Below are 16,592 nucleotides of genomic sequence, written 5' to 3'. Positions count from 1 at the left end.
TTATAGATCTTATCTTGAGAATTATCACACCAAGTATTCTTCTAGCTGCTCTTTTAACTCCTCCTCAATCTCATCACAAGATTCATCAACTAGTTCCCCTACTTGCTTACTCCCAAAAATGTTTGATTGAATTGACATTCCTAAAAAGATTCTTTCGCATTTCCAAATTGAAATATTGTGAAATTCAATCATCTCTTTTTCTTCATCTAATATAGCTATAGCAACTGATGAATTATATCCCACCTCAAAGGGATTCTCTTTCTCTCTTGCAAATCCCATATCTAATTCCATGTTTTTTTCTATGTATAAATGCGAATACTCTTTATACAGTTTAAGTGATATTCGCTTTATTTCCTTCTCCATACACTGAATTTTCTCTTTTAGCTCCAATGTAAAATCCCGTTCTTTATACTTCATCTCCGTCTCCTTACACATAGAAAAAGAGAATACAATAACATATTCTCTTTCCTCACATATATTTCATTATCTCACAGCCCGTCCTTTTCACAAATAACCATTTTGTTCGCACCATTTATGAAATTGTCCTACATCTACTCCAACTAACACGATATCCTTGAGCTCTACATCAATACTTTGTTCTCCAATTACAATAGCAAACTGCGATTCTAATTTTGTCTCGTTTTTCTTTACAATTCCAATTCGGTTCCGATGCGCTCCATCTTTTATATATGCTTTTTGTCCTACAATATCAAAGTTCAAGATTTTCACCTCTTTTACTGCGCTCAAATTGGAAATACAATCTCCACCTCGGAAAATTTCCTTTCATTGCACTATTTCTCTATATATATGACGAAACAATAAAAGAGTCCTTCCTTCTTTACAATTATTTTTTCTTTGTTTCATTTTTGTGATTGAAACGTAAAGTTTATAATAAAATACACTTGGAAGCGCTTTCTATGTAATTTTTTATGTTATAATGTATAAGTAGAACTTCGTAAAGAGGGTTAAAAAAAATGAATACAAAAATGATAAAAAAAGTAATTGAAGCATTAAAAGTATATGGCTTTCAGAATGTATCATTCTGTGACAAAACGAAGCAATTTTTATTTCATAACGAAACAGATATTATGAGCGGCTATGCAGAAATAACATATAGTAGTCAATTTGAAAAATTCAACGTACAAATTCATCCTATTGAAACGCATCACCAAGCAGAGTTACAAGAGGTTGAAAGACATATACAAGCCTGTATAAGAAAAGTGGAATATTTAAACGCACTTCTTAGCGGACAAACGAAACTAGATGATAAAATTATTATAATGTAAAAAAAGAACGTGAGGTGATCACGTTCTTTTTTTACATTATACATTCATCTTTTCTTTCAGTTGTAATCCTGTAATAGACTCTAATACATCCATTGCTTCTCCAAATGTCATGTCAAAAATTGTTTTATCTTCTACGTATGGAAATTGTCTGAAACGCTTTTCTAACATTTTCACAGCATCCGACGTAAAGTGTGCACTATCGATGCCAAATTCTGTTTCAAGAAGAACGATCCAATCTAACACATGAAAACCTAATCCATTTACGAATGAAATAAGTTTTTCTTCTGACTGTGAAGATAAGAATACGTGTCGTTCCATCTCACTAAAAAGTTCTTCTCCTAAAATATCAGCTAATTCATCATCATGTTCGCGGTCAATGATTTCTTCATAACCATAATCATCTACAAGCTCCTCAACTTCTTCACTATCTGCAAAAAGTAATTGGCTAAGAAGTGCCTCTTTCTTAAATTCGCTATTTTGTACGACTTCTAAAAAGCTCGTTTCCCATCCATTTTCTAATTTCATATTATGTACTCCTTTATATATGTTTCTTATCATCACTGTACCCAAAAGATCACTTTTATAACCTTTTAGGTAGTTATTATTATTTCACATGATTCATAACATAAGATGCAAATTCTGCTGCATCTCCTTCAAAAATATTTATTTCTGGCAAATGATAGAACGTTGTTTGGAGCGGATTTCCTTCATGATATACATATATTTTTTTCTCTAACGCGATCGCCATTCCAAACTCTGTATGGCTCCCGTTTCCGCCATCTAATATAAGTAAAAATATATCCGCTTCTTTAATAGCATTCTTTTCTGCCTGACCAATTTCTCTTAATTGCTCTTGATTCACAGCTCTTTCGTTTCTTGTCCAATCATATGTATGGTGCCATCCTGCATATTTCAGTTCATTTGCTATAGAACTTACAAGATGTTTATTTTGGAATCCTGAAGCGATGTAAAAATTCATTTCTATACACCCCTTCTTTATATACGGGAAACTCCTTTTTAGCGTTACTTGCTATATAATAAAAAACGACTTCAAAAAAAATCCCCATCTTTAAAACTTATTTGCGTTTAAATGATGGGATGCCTCATGGTCTTCTTTTATTTTTTGTTTTTTATAACTTTCATCAGCTAACATTTCTAGTTCAGCTGTTATTTCTGATTTTTCAAGCTCTCTTTCTTGCGAAAATTTCCTTGAAATATAAACAATAACACTACCAACGTACAACACAAAGCATATAATAAGTGCAGTATTTTCATAGAGACTTAGCTCCAACACAGTCACTCCTAATCCATTCGTATTTTCACGCTTCATTAATTGGAATTTCCCTACTAATCCATTTGCTATTGTAACATAAAAACACCGTTTCTTGGAATCTTTCATCCTACTAAAAAAGGCATGATTGTTTCATCATGCCTCTGAAATATGTTGAATGATTGTTTGAATTGCTTCTTTTCCATTATATTTTTTTAGAGCTGTTTTATACACTTCATTATTTTGATTTAATTCTTCGACATGCCTTATAAGAGATTTCACAGTCACATCTTCTTCATACAATACGGAAGCATATCCTTGTCTCTCAAAAGACTCTGCATTTAGTATTTGATCTCCACGACTTGCAAATTTCGATAGTGGAATTAAAACCATCGGCTTTTGCAATGTTAAAAACTCAAAAATGGCATTAGAGCCCGCACGTGAAATAACAAAATCTGTTATGGCTAATATATCTGGCAGTTCTCCGTGTACATACTCAAATTGTTTATATCCTTCTTTATTTTGTAAACTATCATCAAGATTACCTTTTCCGCAAAGGTGAACAATTTGATATTTTTTCAGAAGTTCTGGTAACGCTTCTCGAACCGTTTCATTAATTTTTTTTGCGCCCAAACTTCCTCCCATGATTGTAATAACTGGCTTTTTACGTGAAAAACCTAAAAATGCTAAACCTTTTTCACGATTTCCCTTTAGTACTTCTTCACGTACAGGAGATCCTGTATAAATTACTTTTTCTTTCGGTAAATGTTTCGCAGCTTCTTCAAATGTAACAAATATTTTCGAAGCGAAACGGAGCGCAATTTTGTTTGCTAGTCCTGGCGTCATATCAGACTCATGTAATAAAACTGGTACTCTATTTAGCCATCCTCCAATTACGACTGGTACAGATACGAAACCACCTTTTGAAAAAATCACATCTGGTTTTAGTTTTCGAATCCTTACATACGCGTCCATAACACCCTTCATCACAAGAAAAGGATCTTTTATATTTTTTAAATCAAAATAACGGCGTAGCTTTCCGCTCGCAATACTATAGTACGGAATGCCTTCCTTTTCTATAATCGTTTTCTCAATTCCTTGATGAGAACCAATATAAGAAATATCCCAATTCTGTTCTTGTAAATGTGGAATGATGGCTAAATTAGGTGTTACATGCCCTGCCGAACCGCCACCTGTAAAGACTATTTTTTTCATACGTCTCCCCCTTCTAGACTATAATACACTAAAATATCTTGCCTCGGGGTGAGAAAATACCATAGCCGTTACAGACGCTTCTGGCTCCATCATAAATCCTTCCGTTAATGAAATACCTATTTCCTCTGGATGAATTAAGCGAAATAACTTTTCTTGATCTGCGAGTTCTGGACATGCTGGATAACCGAAGGACACTCGTATCCCTCTATATTTCGTACGGAAGCGTTCTTCCATCGTCAATTCTGGCGAATCTGGAATCCCCCAGCGATCGCGAATGAGCATATGTGTTTTTTCAGCAAGTCCTTCTGCTAGTTCAAGCGCTAACGATTGAATAGCATGACTGCGTAAATAATCACCTTTCGCTTTCCACTCTTCAGCAATGTCACGAACACCTTCTCCAACCGTAACAGATAGGAAAGCAACATAGTCCATCTCATCTCCAACTGGGCGTAAATAGTCACCTAAAGTACGATATGGTGCTTTTCCTTGTCTTGGGAATGTGAAACGCTCTATAACACGCGTATGATCTTCTGGATCATATATTACAATATTCTGTCCGTCGCTTTGCGCTGGGAAAAATTGATACACTGCTTTCGGTTTTAACCAAGATTGTCCTTCCTGCAATAATTCATCTATTAAATCATTTAATTCATGCGCTCTTTTATCTCCCTCTCGCAAAAGTTTCTTCACACTTCCCTTTAGGCCAAGGTGATGTCCAAGCAGCATTTGTCTATTTAGAAATGGCGCGAGATGTGAAACAGGAACATCTCTTAATACAATTCGTTTTGTTGAATCCGGCACGATAACCTCAGCCTTCGGCAATGGCTCAATTACTGCTGGAATTTCTACTTTCTTCTCTTCTTTTGTTACGATATGAAGATGACGTTCTTTTTTATCCTGCTTCATCTTCTCACGCTCTTCTTCTTTTTGAAGCTTATTAATAATATCCAGCCCCGTCATCGCATCACTCGCATAACATACGAGCCCTTTATAAGATGGCGAAATGCGATTATCTGTAAACTTTCTCGTTAACGCTGCCCCGCCTACAACAATTGGAATATCAATATCCGCCGCTTTTAAATCTTCAGCAGTCGTTACCATTTGTTGAGCCGATTTTACTAATAAACCAGAAAGGCCTATAATATCAGGCTTCTTTTCTTGTACTTCTTGCACAATTCGATCCGAGCGAACATTAATTCCTAAATTAATAATCTCATATCCGTTATTTGCTAAAATAATTTCAACGAGATTTTTCCCAATATCATGCACATCACCTTTTACAGTTGCTAATAATACTTTTCCTTTTTTCGCACTATCGCTAGATTCCATATGTGGCTCTAAATAACTTACAGCAGCTTTCATACTTTCAGCACTTTGCAATACTTCAGCAACGATAAGCTCATTATTATTAAATAATCGTCCTACCTCATCCATTCCTGTCATAAGTGGGCCATTAATAATATCCAAAGGTTTTCTTCCTTCTGTAAGTGCGAGACTTAAATCTTCGTGTAAACCTTGTTTCGTACCTTCTACAATGTAATTTGCGAGCCTTTCATCAAGTGTTAATGTTTCTTGGACAACAATATCTTTCTTTTTTGCCACGCGATAGAAGTTTGTAAATTTTTCTAACGTCTCTTGCGTCGTTTCAAAAAGCAATGCATCTGCAAGGCGTTTTTCTTCATCAGGAATTGACGCATAGCGCTCTAATTTTTCCGTATTTACAATCGCGTAATCTAACCCTGCTTTCGTTGCATGATATAAAAAGACGGAATTTAACACTTCGCGACCAGCTGGTGGTAAACCAAATGATATGTTACTTACACCTAAAATCGTTAAACACTCTGGTAATGCTTCTTTAATAAGGCGAATCCCTTCTATCGTCGCAGCCGCCGAGCCAATATACTCTTCATCACCTGTCCCTACAGGAAATACAAGTGCATCAAAAATAATATCTGATGGGCGTATACCATATTTCGTCGTCAATAACTCATAACTTCTTTTCGCAATTTCTAGTTTTCTTTCCGCACTTACTGCCATTCCATCTTCATCGATTGTTCCAACTACAATTGCAGCACCATATTTACGAAGAAGCGGTGTCACTTTTTTAAATCGCTCTTCTCCATCTTCTAAATTAATTGAATTAATAACAGCTTTCCCTTGAATATAAGTAAGAGCTCGCTCCATCACATGTTCATCTGTTGAGTCAATCATAATCGGTACTTTTAACACTTTCGTAACTTCTGCCAAGAAGTTTTCCATATCTTCTATTTCATCGCGGTCCGGGTCTGCCATACAAATATCAATAATATGAGCATTTTTCTTCACTTGCGCTCTAGCGATTTCAGCAGCCTCTTCAAATTTCCCTTCTGCTACTAATCTTTTAAATTTACGTGATCCAATAACATTTGTTCTTTCACCAACAAATAATGGTCTCATAGAGTCATCATATTGCAGTGCCTCTAATCCACTAACTCCATGACCTTCTCGTTCATGATGTTCACGAGGCTTTAGGGATGCTAGTGCTTCTTTCATTGCTTTTATATGTTCTGGTGTTGTGCCACAACAACCACCGATAATATTAACCCATCCTTCTTCAGCAAATCGCTTCACTTTTTCAGCGAGAGAAGATGGAGATTCATGATAATGTCCATCTTCATCAGGAAGACCTGCATTTGGATAACAAGAAATGTAACACTCCGATAAATCAGATAGAGAACGAATATGGTCTCTCATAAACTCCGGACCAGTCGCACAGTTTAATCCAACAGATAATGGCTTCATATGTTCTACCGATAAGTAAAAAGCCTCAATTGTTTGCCCAGCTAGAGTCGTTCCCATCGGTTCAATCGTTCCCGAAATCATGATAGGTACAACTGTATTTAGTTCATCAAAAGCCGCTTGAATTCCAATATAAGCAGCCTTCACGTTACGCATATCTTGACTCGTCTCAACGAGTAATACATCCACTTCTCCTTTCAACAATCCTCTTGCCTGCCGTGTATAAGCTTCAATTAATTCTTCAAACGTTACACCACCAGTAACACTAATCGCTTTCGTTGTCGGTCCCATTGCTCCCGCAACATATACTTCCTTCCCGCTTTCTTCGACTGCTTGCTTCGCTAAACGCGCTGCCTTCTCATTTAGCTCCTCGTCTAAATGAGATAACGCATAATCACTTAGTACAATATTGGTTGCCCCAAATGTATTTGTTTCAATAATATCCGCTCCAGCTTCAATATAGGCTTTATGAATCTTTAAAATAACATCTGGTCTTGTTTCTACTAAATACTCATTACACCCTTCGTACTCCTCTCCTCCGAAATCTTCCGCAGTTAAATCCTCTTGCTGGATCATCGTTCCCATTGCACCATCTAATATTAAGATGTTATTTTGTAATTTTTCTTCTATACATTTCATCAATTAATACCTTCTTTCACTTCTTGCTTTTCTCTCACATATTTAACAAGATGTTCTGTAATTTCATATTTTAAAAATGGTGTAATAAGATAAATGCCGTTAAAGTATTTCATCGCCGCATCGATCAATTCTTGAGAAATACGAATCCCTTCCTCAATTGCTGCCTCTTTCGTTTCATGTCCATCCATTCTCTCTCTTACTGCTTCAGGTAAAGTAATACCTGGCACCTCAAAATGAAGAAAATCTGCATTCCGTTTACTTATTAATGGCATAATCCCAATAAAAATAGGTTGTTCTAAATGCTTTGTCGCTTCATACACTTCTTCAATTAACGCGATATCATAAATCGGCTGCGTTAAGAAATATTCTGCTCCAGCATCTATTTTCCGTTCCATTCGCTTAACCGCTGCTTTTAAATGTCTTACATGCGGGTTAAATGCACCGCCCACAGAAAACCTTGTTGCCGGTCCAATGGATTTCCCTAAAACGGAACGCCCATCGTTCATTTCTTTAATCATTTTAATGAGCTCGATAGAGGACAAATCATATACAGAAGTGGCACCTGGAAAATCACCAACGCGCGCTGGATCTCCAGTTAAAGCTAACACTTCTTCCATGCCTAACGCTGATAATCCTAGTAAATGAGATTGTAGTCCGATGACGTTATGGTCTCTACATGTTAAGTGCGTCAATACCGGAATATCATGCTTCGTTAATAATGCTCCCATTGCCATATTCGAGATACGGGGCGATGCTAATGAATTATCTGCTAGAGTAATAGCATCTGCTCCAGCTCTTTTCAATGCTCTTGCGCCTTCAAAAAACCGCTGCGTATCTAACGTTTTTGGTGGATCTAATTCCACTACTACGGTCGTTTGTTTTTTTGCTTTCTCTGCTAAAGTGACATGAGCTTTTGAACGTTTCTCATGTGTATGAACTACTTTCGGTCTTTGAACCGTATCCTTTTCTATTACAGGCGTAACATTTAGAGTAGCACGTTTCATACTTTCAATATGTTCTGGAGTCGTGCCACAACAACCGCCCAATAACCGAATACCTTGCTCAATAAATTTCGGTGTCATCGCTTCAAAATAAGCTGGACTTCCCTCATATACGTATCGTCCCTCTACATAATTTGGGAGACCTGCATTTGGATATGCTGACAAGTAACCATTTTTCGGAATCGATATCATTTTAAGAGCTTCCGTCATATGAAGTGGCCCTAGTTGGCAGTTCAATCCAACAACATTTGCACCGTAATCTAAAAGCTGTTTTAATATTTCATTTACATCATTTCCATTTTGAGTCGTACCCGCCTCATGTAACGCCAATTGCGCTACAATTGGAATATTTGTTTCTTTTCGTAACACCTGGACAGCATGAAGTAATTCAAACTCATCATAAAAAGTCTCTAATAGCAGTCCATCAACCTGTTCTTCTAATAATGCACTTGCCTGTTCCAGTAACATAAATTCTCGCTCCATATCAGTTGTCGTAACCGCCCCGATATGTTTCATACCACCAATTGTGCCTAAAATTGCATTTCTGTCTGTAACAGATGCTTTCGCCAGTTTTACTGCCGCTCTATTAATTTCAGTAACTTGATTTTCTAATCCATACATACGTAATTTCGCTTCATTTGCTCCGTACGTATTTGTTTGAATCACATCTGCCCCAGCCGCTACATATTGCTTATGAATCGATACAATTAAATCTGGATCAGATATATTCAATTCTTCAAAACTACTTTGCAAACCATGTGAATGTAATAACGTCCCAACCGCACCATCACCTATTACAATTCCTTTTGATAATAAATCTAGTAATTTCACAAATCTCCCTCATTTCTATCAATATAAAAACCCCCTCTTCACTTTGAAGAGGGGGACATAATCGATCCTCCTCTTATTATGCAAAACATTCGTTTTGCAGGTATTAGCACCGTTTCAAACATTTCGTTTGAAGGTTGCCGGGTTTCACAGGGCCTTTCCCTCCACCGCTCTCAATAAGAGTTTGTCTTTATTATTTTATTTATGTAGCTAAAAGGAAATGCGTTCCCCTTTTAACAATGTTTGTTAATTTTTTTATAAATTTAGCACGCACAAATACAAAAGTCAATGACACTTGCGGAAAAATAAAAATTATTTAAAATAAAGTTGCAATTCAATTATCTTTTGTTGTAAAGTTAAAAACATAATAAAATTTCATACGAACATTCTTATCTAGAGAGGTAGAGGGACTGGCCCTATGACGCCTCAGCAACCATTAACATTTGTTAATAAGGTGCTAATTCCAGCAAATTGTGAAAGATTTGACAGATGAGAAGAAGACTCTATTCAAACCGAAAGCCTTCTTCTTAGAAGGCTTTTTTATTTTATATTCAACTAATGGTTCAATTTAAAAAGGAGGAATTTTCACATGTCAACTATCGAAACAAAATTAGCGCAAATCGGAAACCGGAGTGAAACTACAACAGGAACTGTTAATCCACCTGTTTATTTTTCAACTGCTTATCGTCACGAAGGAATTGGTAAATCTACTGGATTTGATTATTCACGAACTGGAAATCCAACGCGCGGCCTATTAGAACAGGCAATCGCAGACTTAGAATGCGGTGAACAAGGTTATGCCTGTAGTTCAGGGATGGCAGCCGTTCTTCTTGTCCTTTCCCTATTCCGCTCTGGAGACGAACTTATTGTTTCCGAAGATTTATACGGTGGCACTTATCGATTATTTTCTGAGCACGAAAAAAAGTGGAACGTTCGATGTAGATACGTAAATACACAATCTATTAAACAAATTGAGCAAGCCATCACAACGAAAACGAAGGCTATTTTCATAGAAACTCCAACTAATCCATTAATGCAAGTTACCGATATTGCCGCTGTTGCAACTGTAGCGAAAAGACACGGACTACTTCTTATTGTAGACAACACATTCTACACACCTTATATACAGCAGCCATTAACAGAAGGTGCCGATATCGTACTTCATAGTGCAACGAAATATTTAGGTGGTCATAACGATGTACTAAGCGGACTTGTCGTTGCAAAAGGAAAGGAACTTTGTGAGGAAATCGCTCATTATCATAATGCCTCTGGTGCAGTCTTAAGTCCATTTGACTCATGGCTATTAATTCGTGGTATGAAAACGTTAGCGCTTCGCATGAGACAACATGAAGAAAATGCAAAAGCAGTTGTTGCTTATTTAAATGATGAGGATGGGGTGACAGATGTATTTTATCCTGGAAGAGGCGGCATGATCTCGTTTCGTCTGAAAGATGAAACATGGATTAATCCATTCTTACAATCTTTATCCTTAATTACATTTGCCGAAAGTCTCGGTGGTGTTGAAAGTTTAATGACATATCCAGCAACACAAACACACGCTGATATTCCTGAAGAAATTAGAACAGCAAACGGTGTATGTAATCGTCTTCTTCGATTTTCCGTTGGTATTGAAAATAGTAACGATTTAATTCAAGACTTAAAGCAAGCCATTAAACTTGTAAAAGAAGGTGTAAGAATATGAGTTATTCTATAGATACACTCTTACTGCACAACCAATATAAACATGACTCGCAAACAGGAGCTGTTAACGTTCCCATCTATAACACATCAACATTTCACCAATTTGATGTAGATACGTTCGGGAAATATGACTATAGCAGGTCAGGCAATCCAACTCGTGAAGCTCTTGAAGACATCATTGCTTTATTAGAAGGCGGAACAAAAGGATTTGCCTTCGCATCAGGAATTGCAGCGATTTCTACTGCATTCCTCCTCCTTTCACAAGGTGATCACGTACTCATTTCAGAAGACGTATACGGAGGAACTTATCGAATGATAACTGAAGTTCTCTCCCGTTACGGTGTTTCACATACATTTGTTGATATGACCAATTTAGAAGAAATAAAGCAAAACATTAAGCCAAATACAAAACTCTTTTATGTAGAAACACCTTCCAATCCACTTTTAAAAGTGACAGATATTCGTGCTGTTTCTAAACTTGCAAAATCTATTGGCGCCCTTACTTTTGTTGATAATACATTTTTGACACCATTATTCCAGAAACCACTTGACCTTGGCGCTGATGTCGTTCTTCATAGTGCCACAAAATTCATTGCCGGTCATAGTGATGTTACTGCCGGATTAGCAGTTGTAAAAGATACCGATCTCGCCCAAAAACTTGGCTTTTTACAAAATTCATTCGGCGCTATTCTAGGCCCGCAAGATTGTTCTCTCGTACTTCGTGGTCTAAAAACATTGCATGTACGTCTTGAGCATTCAGCTGCTAATGCCAATAAAATTGCACACTATTTACAAGAGCACGCTAAAGTTCAAAATGTCTATTATCCAGGATTACAAACACATCTTGGATTTCACATTCAACAATCTCAAGCTACATCAGCAGGAGCTGTCCTATCTTTCACTTTACAATCAGAAGACGCACTTCGCCAATTTTTATCAAAAGTAAAATTACCTGTCTTTGCAGTTAGTTTAGGGGCTGTCGAATCGATCCTTTCCTACCCAGCTAAAATGTCACATGCAGCACTATCGCAAGAAGCTCGTGATGAAAGAGGGATTTCAAATTCATTACTTCGGCTATCCGTCGGTCTTGAAAATGTTGACGATTTAATATCCGATTTTGAAAATGCCCTTTCTTATGTAGAAGAGCCTGTAAATGCATAGAGAGCAGAGAAGATATGAAATTAAGTTATCATATCTTCTTTTTTACGCTGATAAGTATATTTGTCAACCCTTCGTATAATTCATAAAAAAAATGACAGATCACTATCTATTTCCAAGTAATGAATTAATTGATATATTAAGAAGTAAAAAAGGGGCAAAAATAATGGATACATGTGCAGATGTTTTAATCGTTATCGATTTACAAAATGGAGTATGTTATAGTGAGGAGCATTTATTTAATTTACAAAATTTACTTACAAAAGTAAATAAAAGAATTTCTTCATACAGAAAATCAAATAAACCAATTCTTTTCGTTCAACATTGTGACGATGATTTAGTACCTGAAAAAGACCTTTGGGCTATTCATTCAGATTTAGATGTTCAAAAACAAGATTTTTTTGTAAGAAAAACACATGCCAATTCTTTTTATAACACAAACTTGAAAGAGATTTTAGATCAATTATCTGTACATCGTATTGAATTTTGTGGTGCCCAAACAGAGTACTGTATGGATACCACGATTAAATTTGCCCATGGACTAGGGTACGAAAACTTCATGTTCCAGAAAGCAACCTCTACGTTAAATAATCCATTTATGTCCGCAAAAGAGACGATTGATTTTTATGAAAATATATGGAACCACAGATTTTTAAAATTGATGAAAGATGAAATCTAGAATACATAACTAACGTCTTGGTAATTATAAGATTTATCAGCTATATTCAAACATTTCATTTTCACCATAAAGAAGCTGACTACATTCGGCTTCTTTTCTTTTAACCTGTTTTATATTCTATATATAACATTATAATTCCTTTGTCATATTATTTTAAAAATTTCGTATATTCATTTGAAAGAATAAGAAAATCATGATAAAATTGTGTTACAAATATATCTATATCTTTCAATTTTTAAAATGCATCGAAATTTTCACCCAAAAATGTCATTTTACAAAACCGTGCTAAATTATCTACTTTATTTACATCAGGGTCTCTTTTCTTACAATTTCTTTACTTTAGGAATGTTTTTCTGCAACAACTGTTTTCTTTTCTTTAATTTTTTGGTATGTATAGTATGGTATAACAGCTCACACGGAGGTGGAAAAGAACATGTTAGAAACCTTTCAAAAAGAAATAGAACTATATGAAAGCAATGCAGAATTATTGAAAGTACTTGCTCATCCTGTTCGCTTATGTATTGTAAAAGGATTAATTGAACGCGGTCCAAGCAACGTTTCTACAATGTACACTGGCTTAAACATGCCACAATCTACAATTTCACAGCATTTAGCAAAGTTAAAAAGTGCTAAAATCGTTTCAAGTGAAAGAAAAGGATTGGAAATTTATTACAAAGTAGAAAACGAGACAATTATTCAACTCGTTCGCGTATTATTGGGTTAGGGACTCATAGACAGAGAAAAAGGACGTATTTTATATTTTTTATCTCATATCTTTAATATAAATATATATCATGAGAGGAAATATATGATGCTACATAAGTCGTATTAAAAAACAAGACACAGAACTATGCTGTGTCTTGTTTTTTATATTTTCAAATACCGACCCAAGTGTAACTGTTGCATATGTTTCGTATGTATAACAACATCACATGCACTCCCTAATCCTCCGCTCAAAATCATAGAATGAACTGCACGATTTTGTTTTTGAATTTCAGAAAAAGGATTCCGATCTTGATGATTCGTAAGCAGCTCTAGTATTCCTGCTGCTAACAAAAACTCAGATTGTTTCTTATGCCATACCATATTCATACCTTGCAGGCTAAACATTTCTTTCAGTTCGTCCCAATGAATATGAGTAGTAAGATCCATTTCACCTGGATACGCTAAAGGATTACGAATTAACTTATGCTCGTAATATCCTCGTAAACTACCTTCTTGATGTGCAGGATGCATCCATTCTTCTTTTGTATATCCATAATCAACTGTAATACATACACCTCGTTGAAACCATTTCGCAATTTCTTTTATATATTCTTCCATCGCAATTGGCACTTCAAAACGCTGGCCTTCAGCGAGATGAATATTATATTTCAATAAGTATCGACCAATTCTTTTATGTAACGGCCTACATACTTCTGCAAGTTTCCCTTCCTCTGTGTACGTAACACGTACTTCATACAATATTCCATTTCTCTTCTCAATTACTTCAACAGGAAATGCATCAAATAACTCATTCGAAAAAAGAATCCCCTCGAACGATTCTCCCATTTCACTATGCGACGTATAATATGACACATTAGAAAACGAACAAAGAGTCTTTTGCTGCAATTTTCTATGAAAAGGGCTCATTTCAATTATCGAATAGTTTAAATCAATAAAGGTTTCCGGTGATAATTGCTTCCATTCTTGTAAAACATCATAGGCAAACCTTCCTGTCCCCCCACCAATCTCACAAATATGTGGAGCAACTTCACCATTTTCAACAAGACGAATAAAAAACTTAGCAAAAGTTTTTGCAAACACAGAGGATACGTTGCTACTTGTAAAAAAATCCCCTTGTCTTCCTATTTTTTCACGTTCTTTCATATAATATCCATGTTCCTCTGCATATAATGCGAGGTTCATATATGTACTGTATGAAATTGAATAATCCTTTTCTTTTTCCATCCATTCTTTTAAAATGAGCTCCATCCCCATACTAGCTCCTTACTGTAAAAATGGATTATTTTCTTTTTCAAAACCAATGCTTGTTTCTGGACCATGTCCACATAACACCGCTGTTTCATCAGGTAATACAAATAATTTCTCTTCAATACTTCCAATCAACTCTGCAAAACTTCCACCAGGTAAATCTGTTCTTCCAATACTCATTTGGAATAATACATCTCCAGAAAATACAGCATTCGCCTCTTTACAGTAATAAGAAATACTGCCTGGAGAATGTCCTGGTGTCTCAAAAATTTCAAAGTTAAATGAACCAATTGCTAATGCACCTTCTGCATCAATAATATGATCTGCTGGTTTTGCTGTAATGCTGCGATTCATCATAAAGATTTGAGAACCATTTACAGTTGCATCGCCTAACCAATCTGCTTCTTCTTTATGTACGTACACAGGAATATGAAAAGCGTCTCTTACCGCATCAACAGCACCAATATGATCAAAGTGAGCATGTGTTAATAAAACAGCCAGTGGCTTTAATTGTTCTTCTTGTAAATATGTAACGAGCTTCTCTCCTTCGTGACCAGGATCAAAGATAATACACTCATTTTGCTCATTCGTTAAAATATAAGCATTTGTTTGTAATGGGCCTAACGGCATTTGTATCCATTTCATATGAAAATCTCCTCCAATTATTAAACTTACTTTCAATGATACAACATTTTTTTCTCTTAGGAAAAGAAAGGATGCTATCTCGACAATCATTTTTAAAACATGTACAATATAAAAGAGTAAATATTCCAAAAACTCATATTAAGGAATGGGTAGACAGAGGAGGATATTGTATGGGCCTTGTTATTATTTTTACGCTTGTCACTCTGTTAGCTGTATTTGCTACGCTTAGAACACTTCGCGAAAAGAATTTTCTCGCGGGCGGCTTTGCAATTGCAACTGTACTCGTTTTCGGATGGTTTACAATCATGACTGTTCTATATAACGGGTACCCACCAGCAGCTTAATTCATTTACATGCTCGTCTTCATCAAGATTTCGCACAAAAAGAGGAAGGGTTTCCCCTTCCTCTTTTCATACTTCACAACTTATATCATCTTCGCTTCGTATTTGTGCTTTTTTACAAGCCAAGCTCCTCCGATAACACCTGCATCATTACCAAGTGTTGCAATAGCTAACTTCGTGCTCTTTACAGCACGTGAGAAAGCATATTGCTCAAAATAGCGTTGAATTGGTTCTAAAAGTGCATCTCCAGCTTTAGAAACGCCTCCGCCAATAACGATTTTCTCTGGGTTCAACGTGCTAGAAAGGTTCGCTACAGCTAATCCTAAATAAGAAGCTACCTTTTCTACTACTTCGCCTGCTAGTTCATCACCTTGTCCATGTGCTTCAAATACGTCTTTTGATGTGATACGTCCTTCTTCTGCTAACATAGAACGTAGAATACTTTCTTTATCAGTCTCTTGTATTTTTTGCATAGCAACACGCACAATACCTGTTGCAGATGCTACAGTTTCTAGGCAACCAGACTTCCCGCAATTACATGGGAAAGCATTCTCTGTAACGACTGTAATGTGTCCGATTTCACCAGCAGCACCGCTTACGCCGTGTACAATCTCTCCATTGGCAATTACACCGCCGCCAACACCAGTGCCAAGCGTCATACAAATTAAATCTTTTGCTCCTTCACCAGCACCTTTCCACATTTCACCAAGCGCTGCTAAGTTCGCATCATTATCAATCACAACAGGTAATCCTGTTTCTACTTCTAATAAATCTTTTAACGGATAGTTCTTCCATCCTAAGTTAACCGCTTCATAAATCATTCCAGACGCCACGTGTACAGGGCCAGGAGCTCCCATACCAATACCGATTAACTTACTTTTTAATTCGCCTAACTCTTCTAACTTTTTATCAATTGCTTTCGCTACATCAAGTGTAATATGTTTTCCTTGCTCATTTGTATTCGTAGGGATTTCCCACTTATGTAAAATTTCACCGTATACATTAATAAATGCTAATTTAATCGTTGTACCACCAAGGTCAACACCAACTAACCATTTCTCTTCCATGTTACTTACC

The 16,592-nt window shown here is 36.2% G+C and carries 17 protein-coding genes and 2 riboswitches; of the genes, 6 read left to right on the top strand and 11 right to left on the bottom strand.

Features of this window, described 5'->3' with window-relative positions:
* Positions 1-24: 24 nt before the first annotated feature.
* Together RCJ96_RS03270 and RCJ96_RS03265 are read right to left on the bottom strand one after the other, a co-directional pair.
* Entirely contained in the window at positions 25-417 is a 393-nt protein-coding gene (locus RCJ96_RS03270) for a hypothetical protein (RefSeq protein WP_242304723.1), read from the bottom strand.
* Between the two features lie 87 nt (positions 418-504).
* Positions 505-720 carry a DUF3912 family protein gene (locus RCJ96_RS03265; protein WP_001008320.1) on the bottom strand — a complete coding sequence of 72 codons (216 nt, stop codon included), beginning with the start codon at positions 718-720 and terminating at the stop codon, positions 505-507.
* Between the two features lie 254 nt (positions 721-974).
* On the opposite strand from RCJ96_RS03265, the gene RCJ96_RS03260 reads away from it, so the two are divergent.
* Entirely contained in the window at positions 975-1,286 is a 312-nt protein-coding gene (locus RCJ96_RS03260) for a hypothetical protein (protein ID WP_001093243.1), read from the top strand.
* 36 nt (positions 1,287-1,322) lie between these two features.
* Here RCJ96_RS03260 and RCJ96_RS03255 read toward each other — a convergent pair whose 3' ends face one another.
* The 6 genes from RCJ96_RS03255 to RCJ96_RS03230 all read right to left on the bottom strand — a co-directional run bounded on the left by RCJ96_RS03255 (position 1,323) and on the right by RCJ96_RS03230 (position 9,020).
* On the bottom strand, positions 1,323-1,811 hold the full coding sequence (locus tag RCJ96_RS03255; protein ID WP_242304722.1) for a hypothetical protein: 489 nt from the start codon (positions 1,809-1,811) through the stop codon (positions 1,323-1,325).
* Positions 1,812-1,890: 79 nt separating this feature from the next.
* Positions 1,891-2,265: a nucleoside 2-deoxyribosyltransferase gene (locus RCJ96_RS03250; protein ID WP_242304721.1), complete on the bottom strand. Its 375-nt coding sequence runs from the start codon at positions 2,263-2,265 to the stop codon at positions 1,891-1,893.
* Between the two features lie 90 nt (positions 2,266-2,355).
* On the bottom strand, positions 2,356-2,616 hold the full coding sequence (locus RCJ96_RS03245) for a DUF3966 domain-containing protein (RefSeq protein WP_000817964.1): 261 nt from the start codon (positions 2,614-2,616) through the stop codon (positions 2,356-2,358).
* 96 nt (positions 2,617-2,712) lie between these two features.
* Entirely contained in the window at positions 2,713-3,771 is a 1,059-nt protein-coding gene (gene murG, locus RCJ96_RS03240; RefSeq protein WP_242304720.1) for an undecaprenyldiphospho-muramoylpentapeptide beta-N-acetylglucosaminyltransferase, read from the bottom strand.
* 18 nt (positions 3,772-3,789) lie between these two features.
* Positions 3,790-7,188: a methionine synthase gene (gene metH / locus RCJ96_RS03235; protein ID WP_316149259.1), complete on the bottom strand. Its 3,399-nt coding sequence runs from the start codon at positions 7,186-7,188 to the stop codon at positions 3,790-3,792.
* Positions 7,188-9,020 carry a bifunctional homocysteine S-methyltransferase/methylenetetrahydrofolate reductase gene (locus tag RCJ96_RS03230; RefSeq protein WP_316149257.1) on the bottom strand — a complete coding sequence of 611 codons (1,833 nt, stop codon included), beginning with the start codon at positions 9,018-9,020 and terminating at the stop codon, positions 7,188-7,190. Before RCJ96_RS03230 ends, metH begins: the two co-directional genes overlap by 1 nt.
* A 70-nt stretch (positions 9,021-9,090) precedes the next feature.
* A riboswitch (SAM riboswitch) is annotated at positions 9,091-9,200 on the bottom strand.
* A gap of 203 nt (positions 9,201-9,403) precedes the next feature.
* Positions 9,404-9,513: riboswitch (SAM riboswitch) on the top strand.
* 93 nt (positions 9,514-9,606) lie between these two features.
* Between RCJ96_RS03230 and metI the strand changes: the two genes are divergently transcribed.
* The 4 genes from metI to RCJ96_RS03210 all read left to right on the top strand — a co-directional run bounded on the left by metI (position 9,607) and on the right by RCJ96_RS03210 (position 13,279).
* Entirely contained in the window at positions 9,607-10,719 is a 1,113-nt protein-coding gene (metI, locus tag RCJ96_RS03225) for a cystathionine gamma-synthase/O-acetylhomoserine thiolyase (protein WP_000103875.1), read from the top strand.
* On the top strand, positions 10,716-11,879 hold the full coding sequence (gene metC / locus RCJ96_RS03220) for a cystathionine beta-lyase (RefSeq protein WP_316149254.1): 1,164 nt from the start codon (positions 10,716-10,718) through the stop codon (positions 11,877-11,879). Before metI ends, metC begins: the two co-directional genes overlap by 4 nt.
* A gap of 163 nt (positions 11,880-12,042) precedes the next feature.
* The gene (locus RCJ96_RS03215) at positions 12,043-12,555 is read left to right on the top strand and encodes a cysteine hydrolase family protein (RefSeq protein ID WP_316149253.1); all 513 of its coding nucleotides are present in this window, start codon (positions 12,043-12,045) and stop codon (positions 12,553-12,555) included.
* Positions 12,556-12,988: 433 nt separating this feature from the next.
* Positions 12,989-13,279 carry an ArsR/SmtB family transcription factor gene (locus RCJ96_RS03210; protein WP_000894375.1) on the top strand — a complete coding sequence of 97 codons (291 nt, stop codon included), beginning with the start codon at positions 12,989-12,991 and terminating at the stop codon, positions 13,277-13,279.
* A 143-nt stretch (positions 13,280-13,422) separates the two neighbouring features.
* On the opposite strand, the gene RCJ96_RS03205 is transcribed toward RCJ96_RS03210, so the two are convergent.
* Together RCJ96_RS03205 and RCJ96_RS03200 are read right to left on the bottom strand one after the other, a co-directional pair.
* Positions 13,423-14,535, bottom strand: a complete 1,113-nt coding sequence (locus RCJ96_RS03205) for a class I SAM-dependent methyltransferase (RefSeq protein WP_074610544.1) — start codon at positions 14,533-14,535, stop codon at positions 13,423-13,425.
* 9 nt (positions 14,536-14,544) lie between these two features.
* Positions 14,545-15,174, bottom strand: a complete 630-nt coding sequence (locus tag RCJ96_RS03200; RefSeq protein WP_000871248.1) for an MBL fold metallo-hydrolase — start codon at positions 15,172-15,174, stop codon at positions 14,545-14,547.
* A gap of 170 nt (positions 15,175-15,344) precedes the next feature.
* On the opposite strand from RCJ96_RS03200, the gene RCJ96_RS03195 reads away from it, so the two are divergent.
* A complete protein-coding gene (locus RCJ96_RS03195) occupies positions 15,345-15,518 on the top strand; it encodes a DUF2759 domain-containing protein (RefSeq protein WP_000524853.1) in 174 nt (57 codons plus the stop codon).
* An 80-nt stretch (positions 15,519-15,598) separates the two neighbouring features.
* Here RCJ96_RS03195 and glcK read toward each other — a convergent pair whose 3' ends face one another.
* Positions 15,599-16,582 (bottom strand): glucokinase, encoded by a 984-nt coding sequence (gene glcK, locus RCJ96_RS03190; RefSeq protein WP_000391706.1) that lies wholly within the window; start codon positions 16,580-16,582, stop codon positions 15,599-15,601.
* Positions 16,583-16,592 lie beyond the last annotated feature (10 nt).

The organism is Bacillus sp. BSL6 (assembly GCF_052928345.1).
This window is presented reverse-complemented; position numbering and strand designations above follow the sequence as displayed.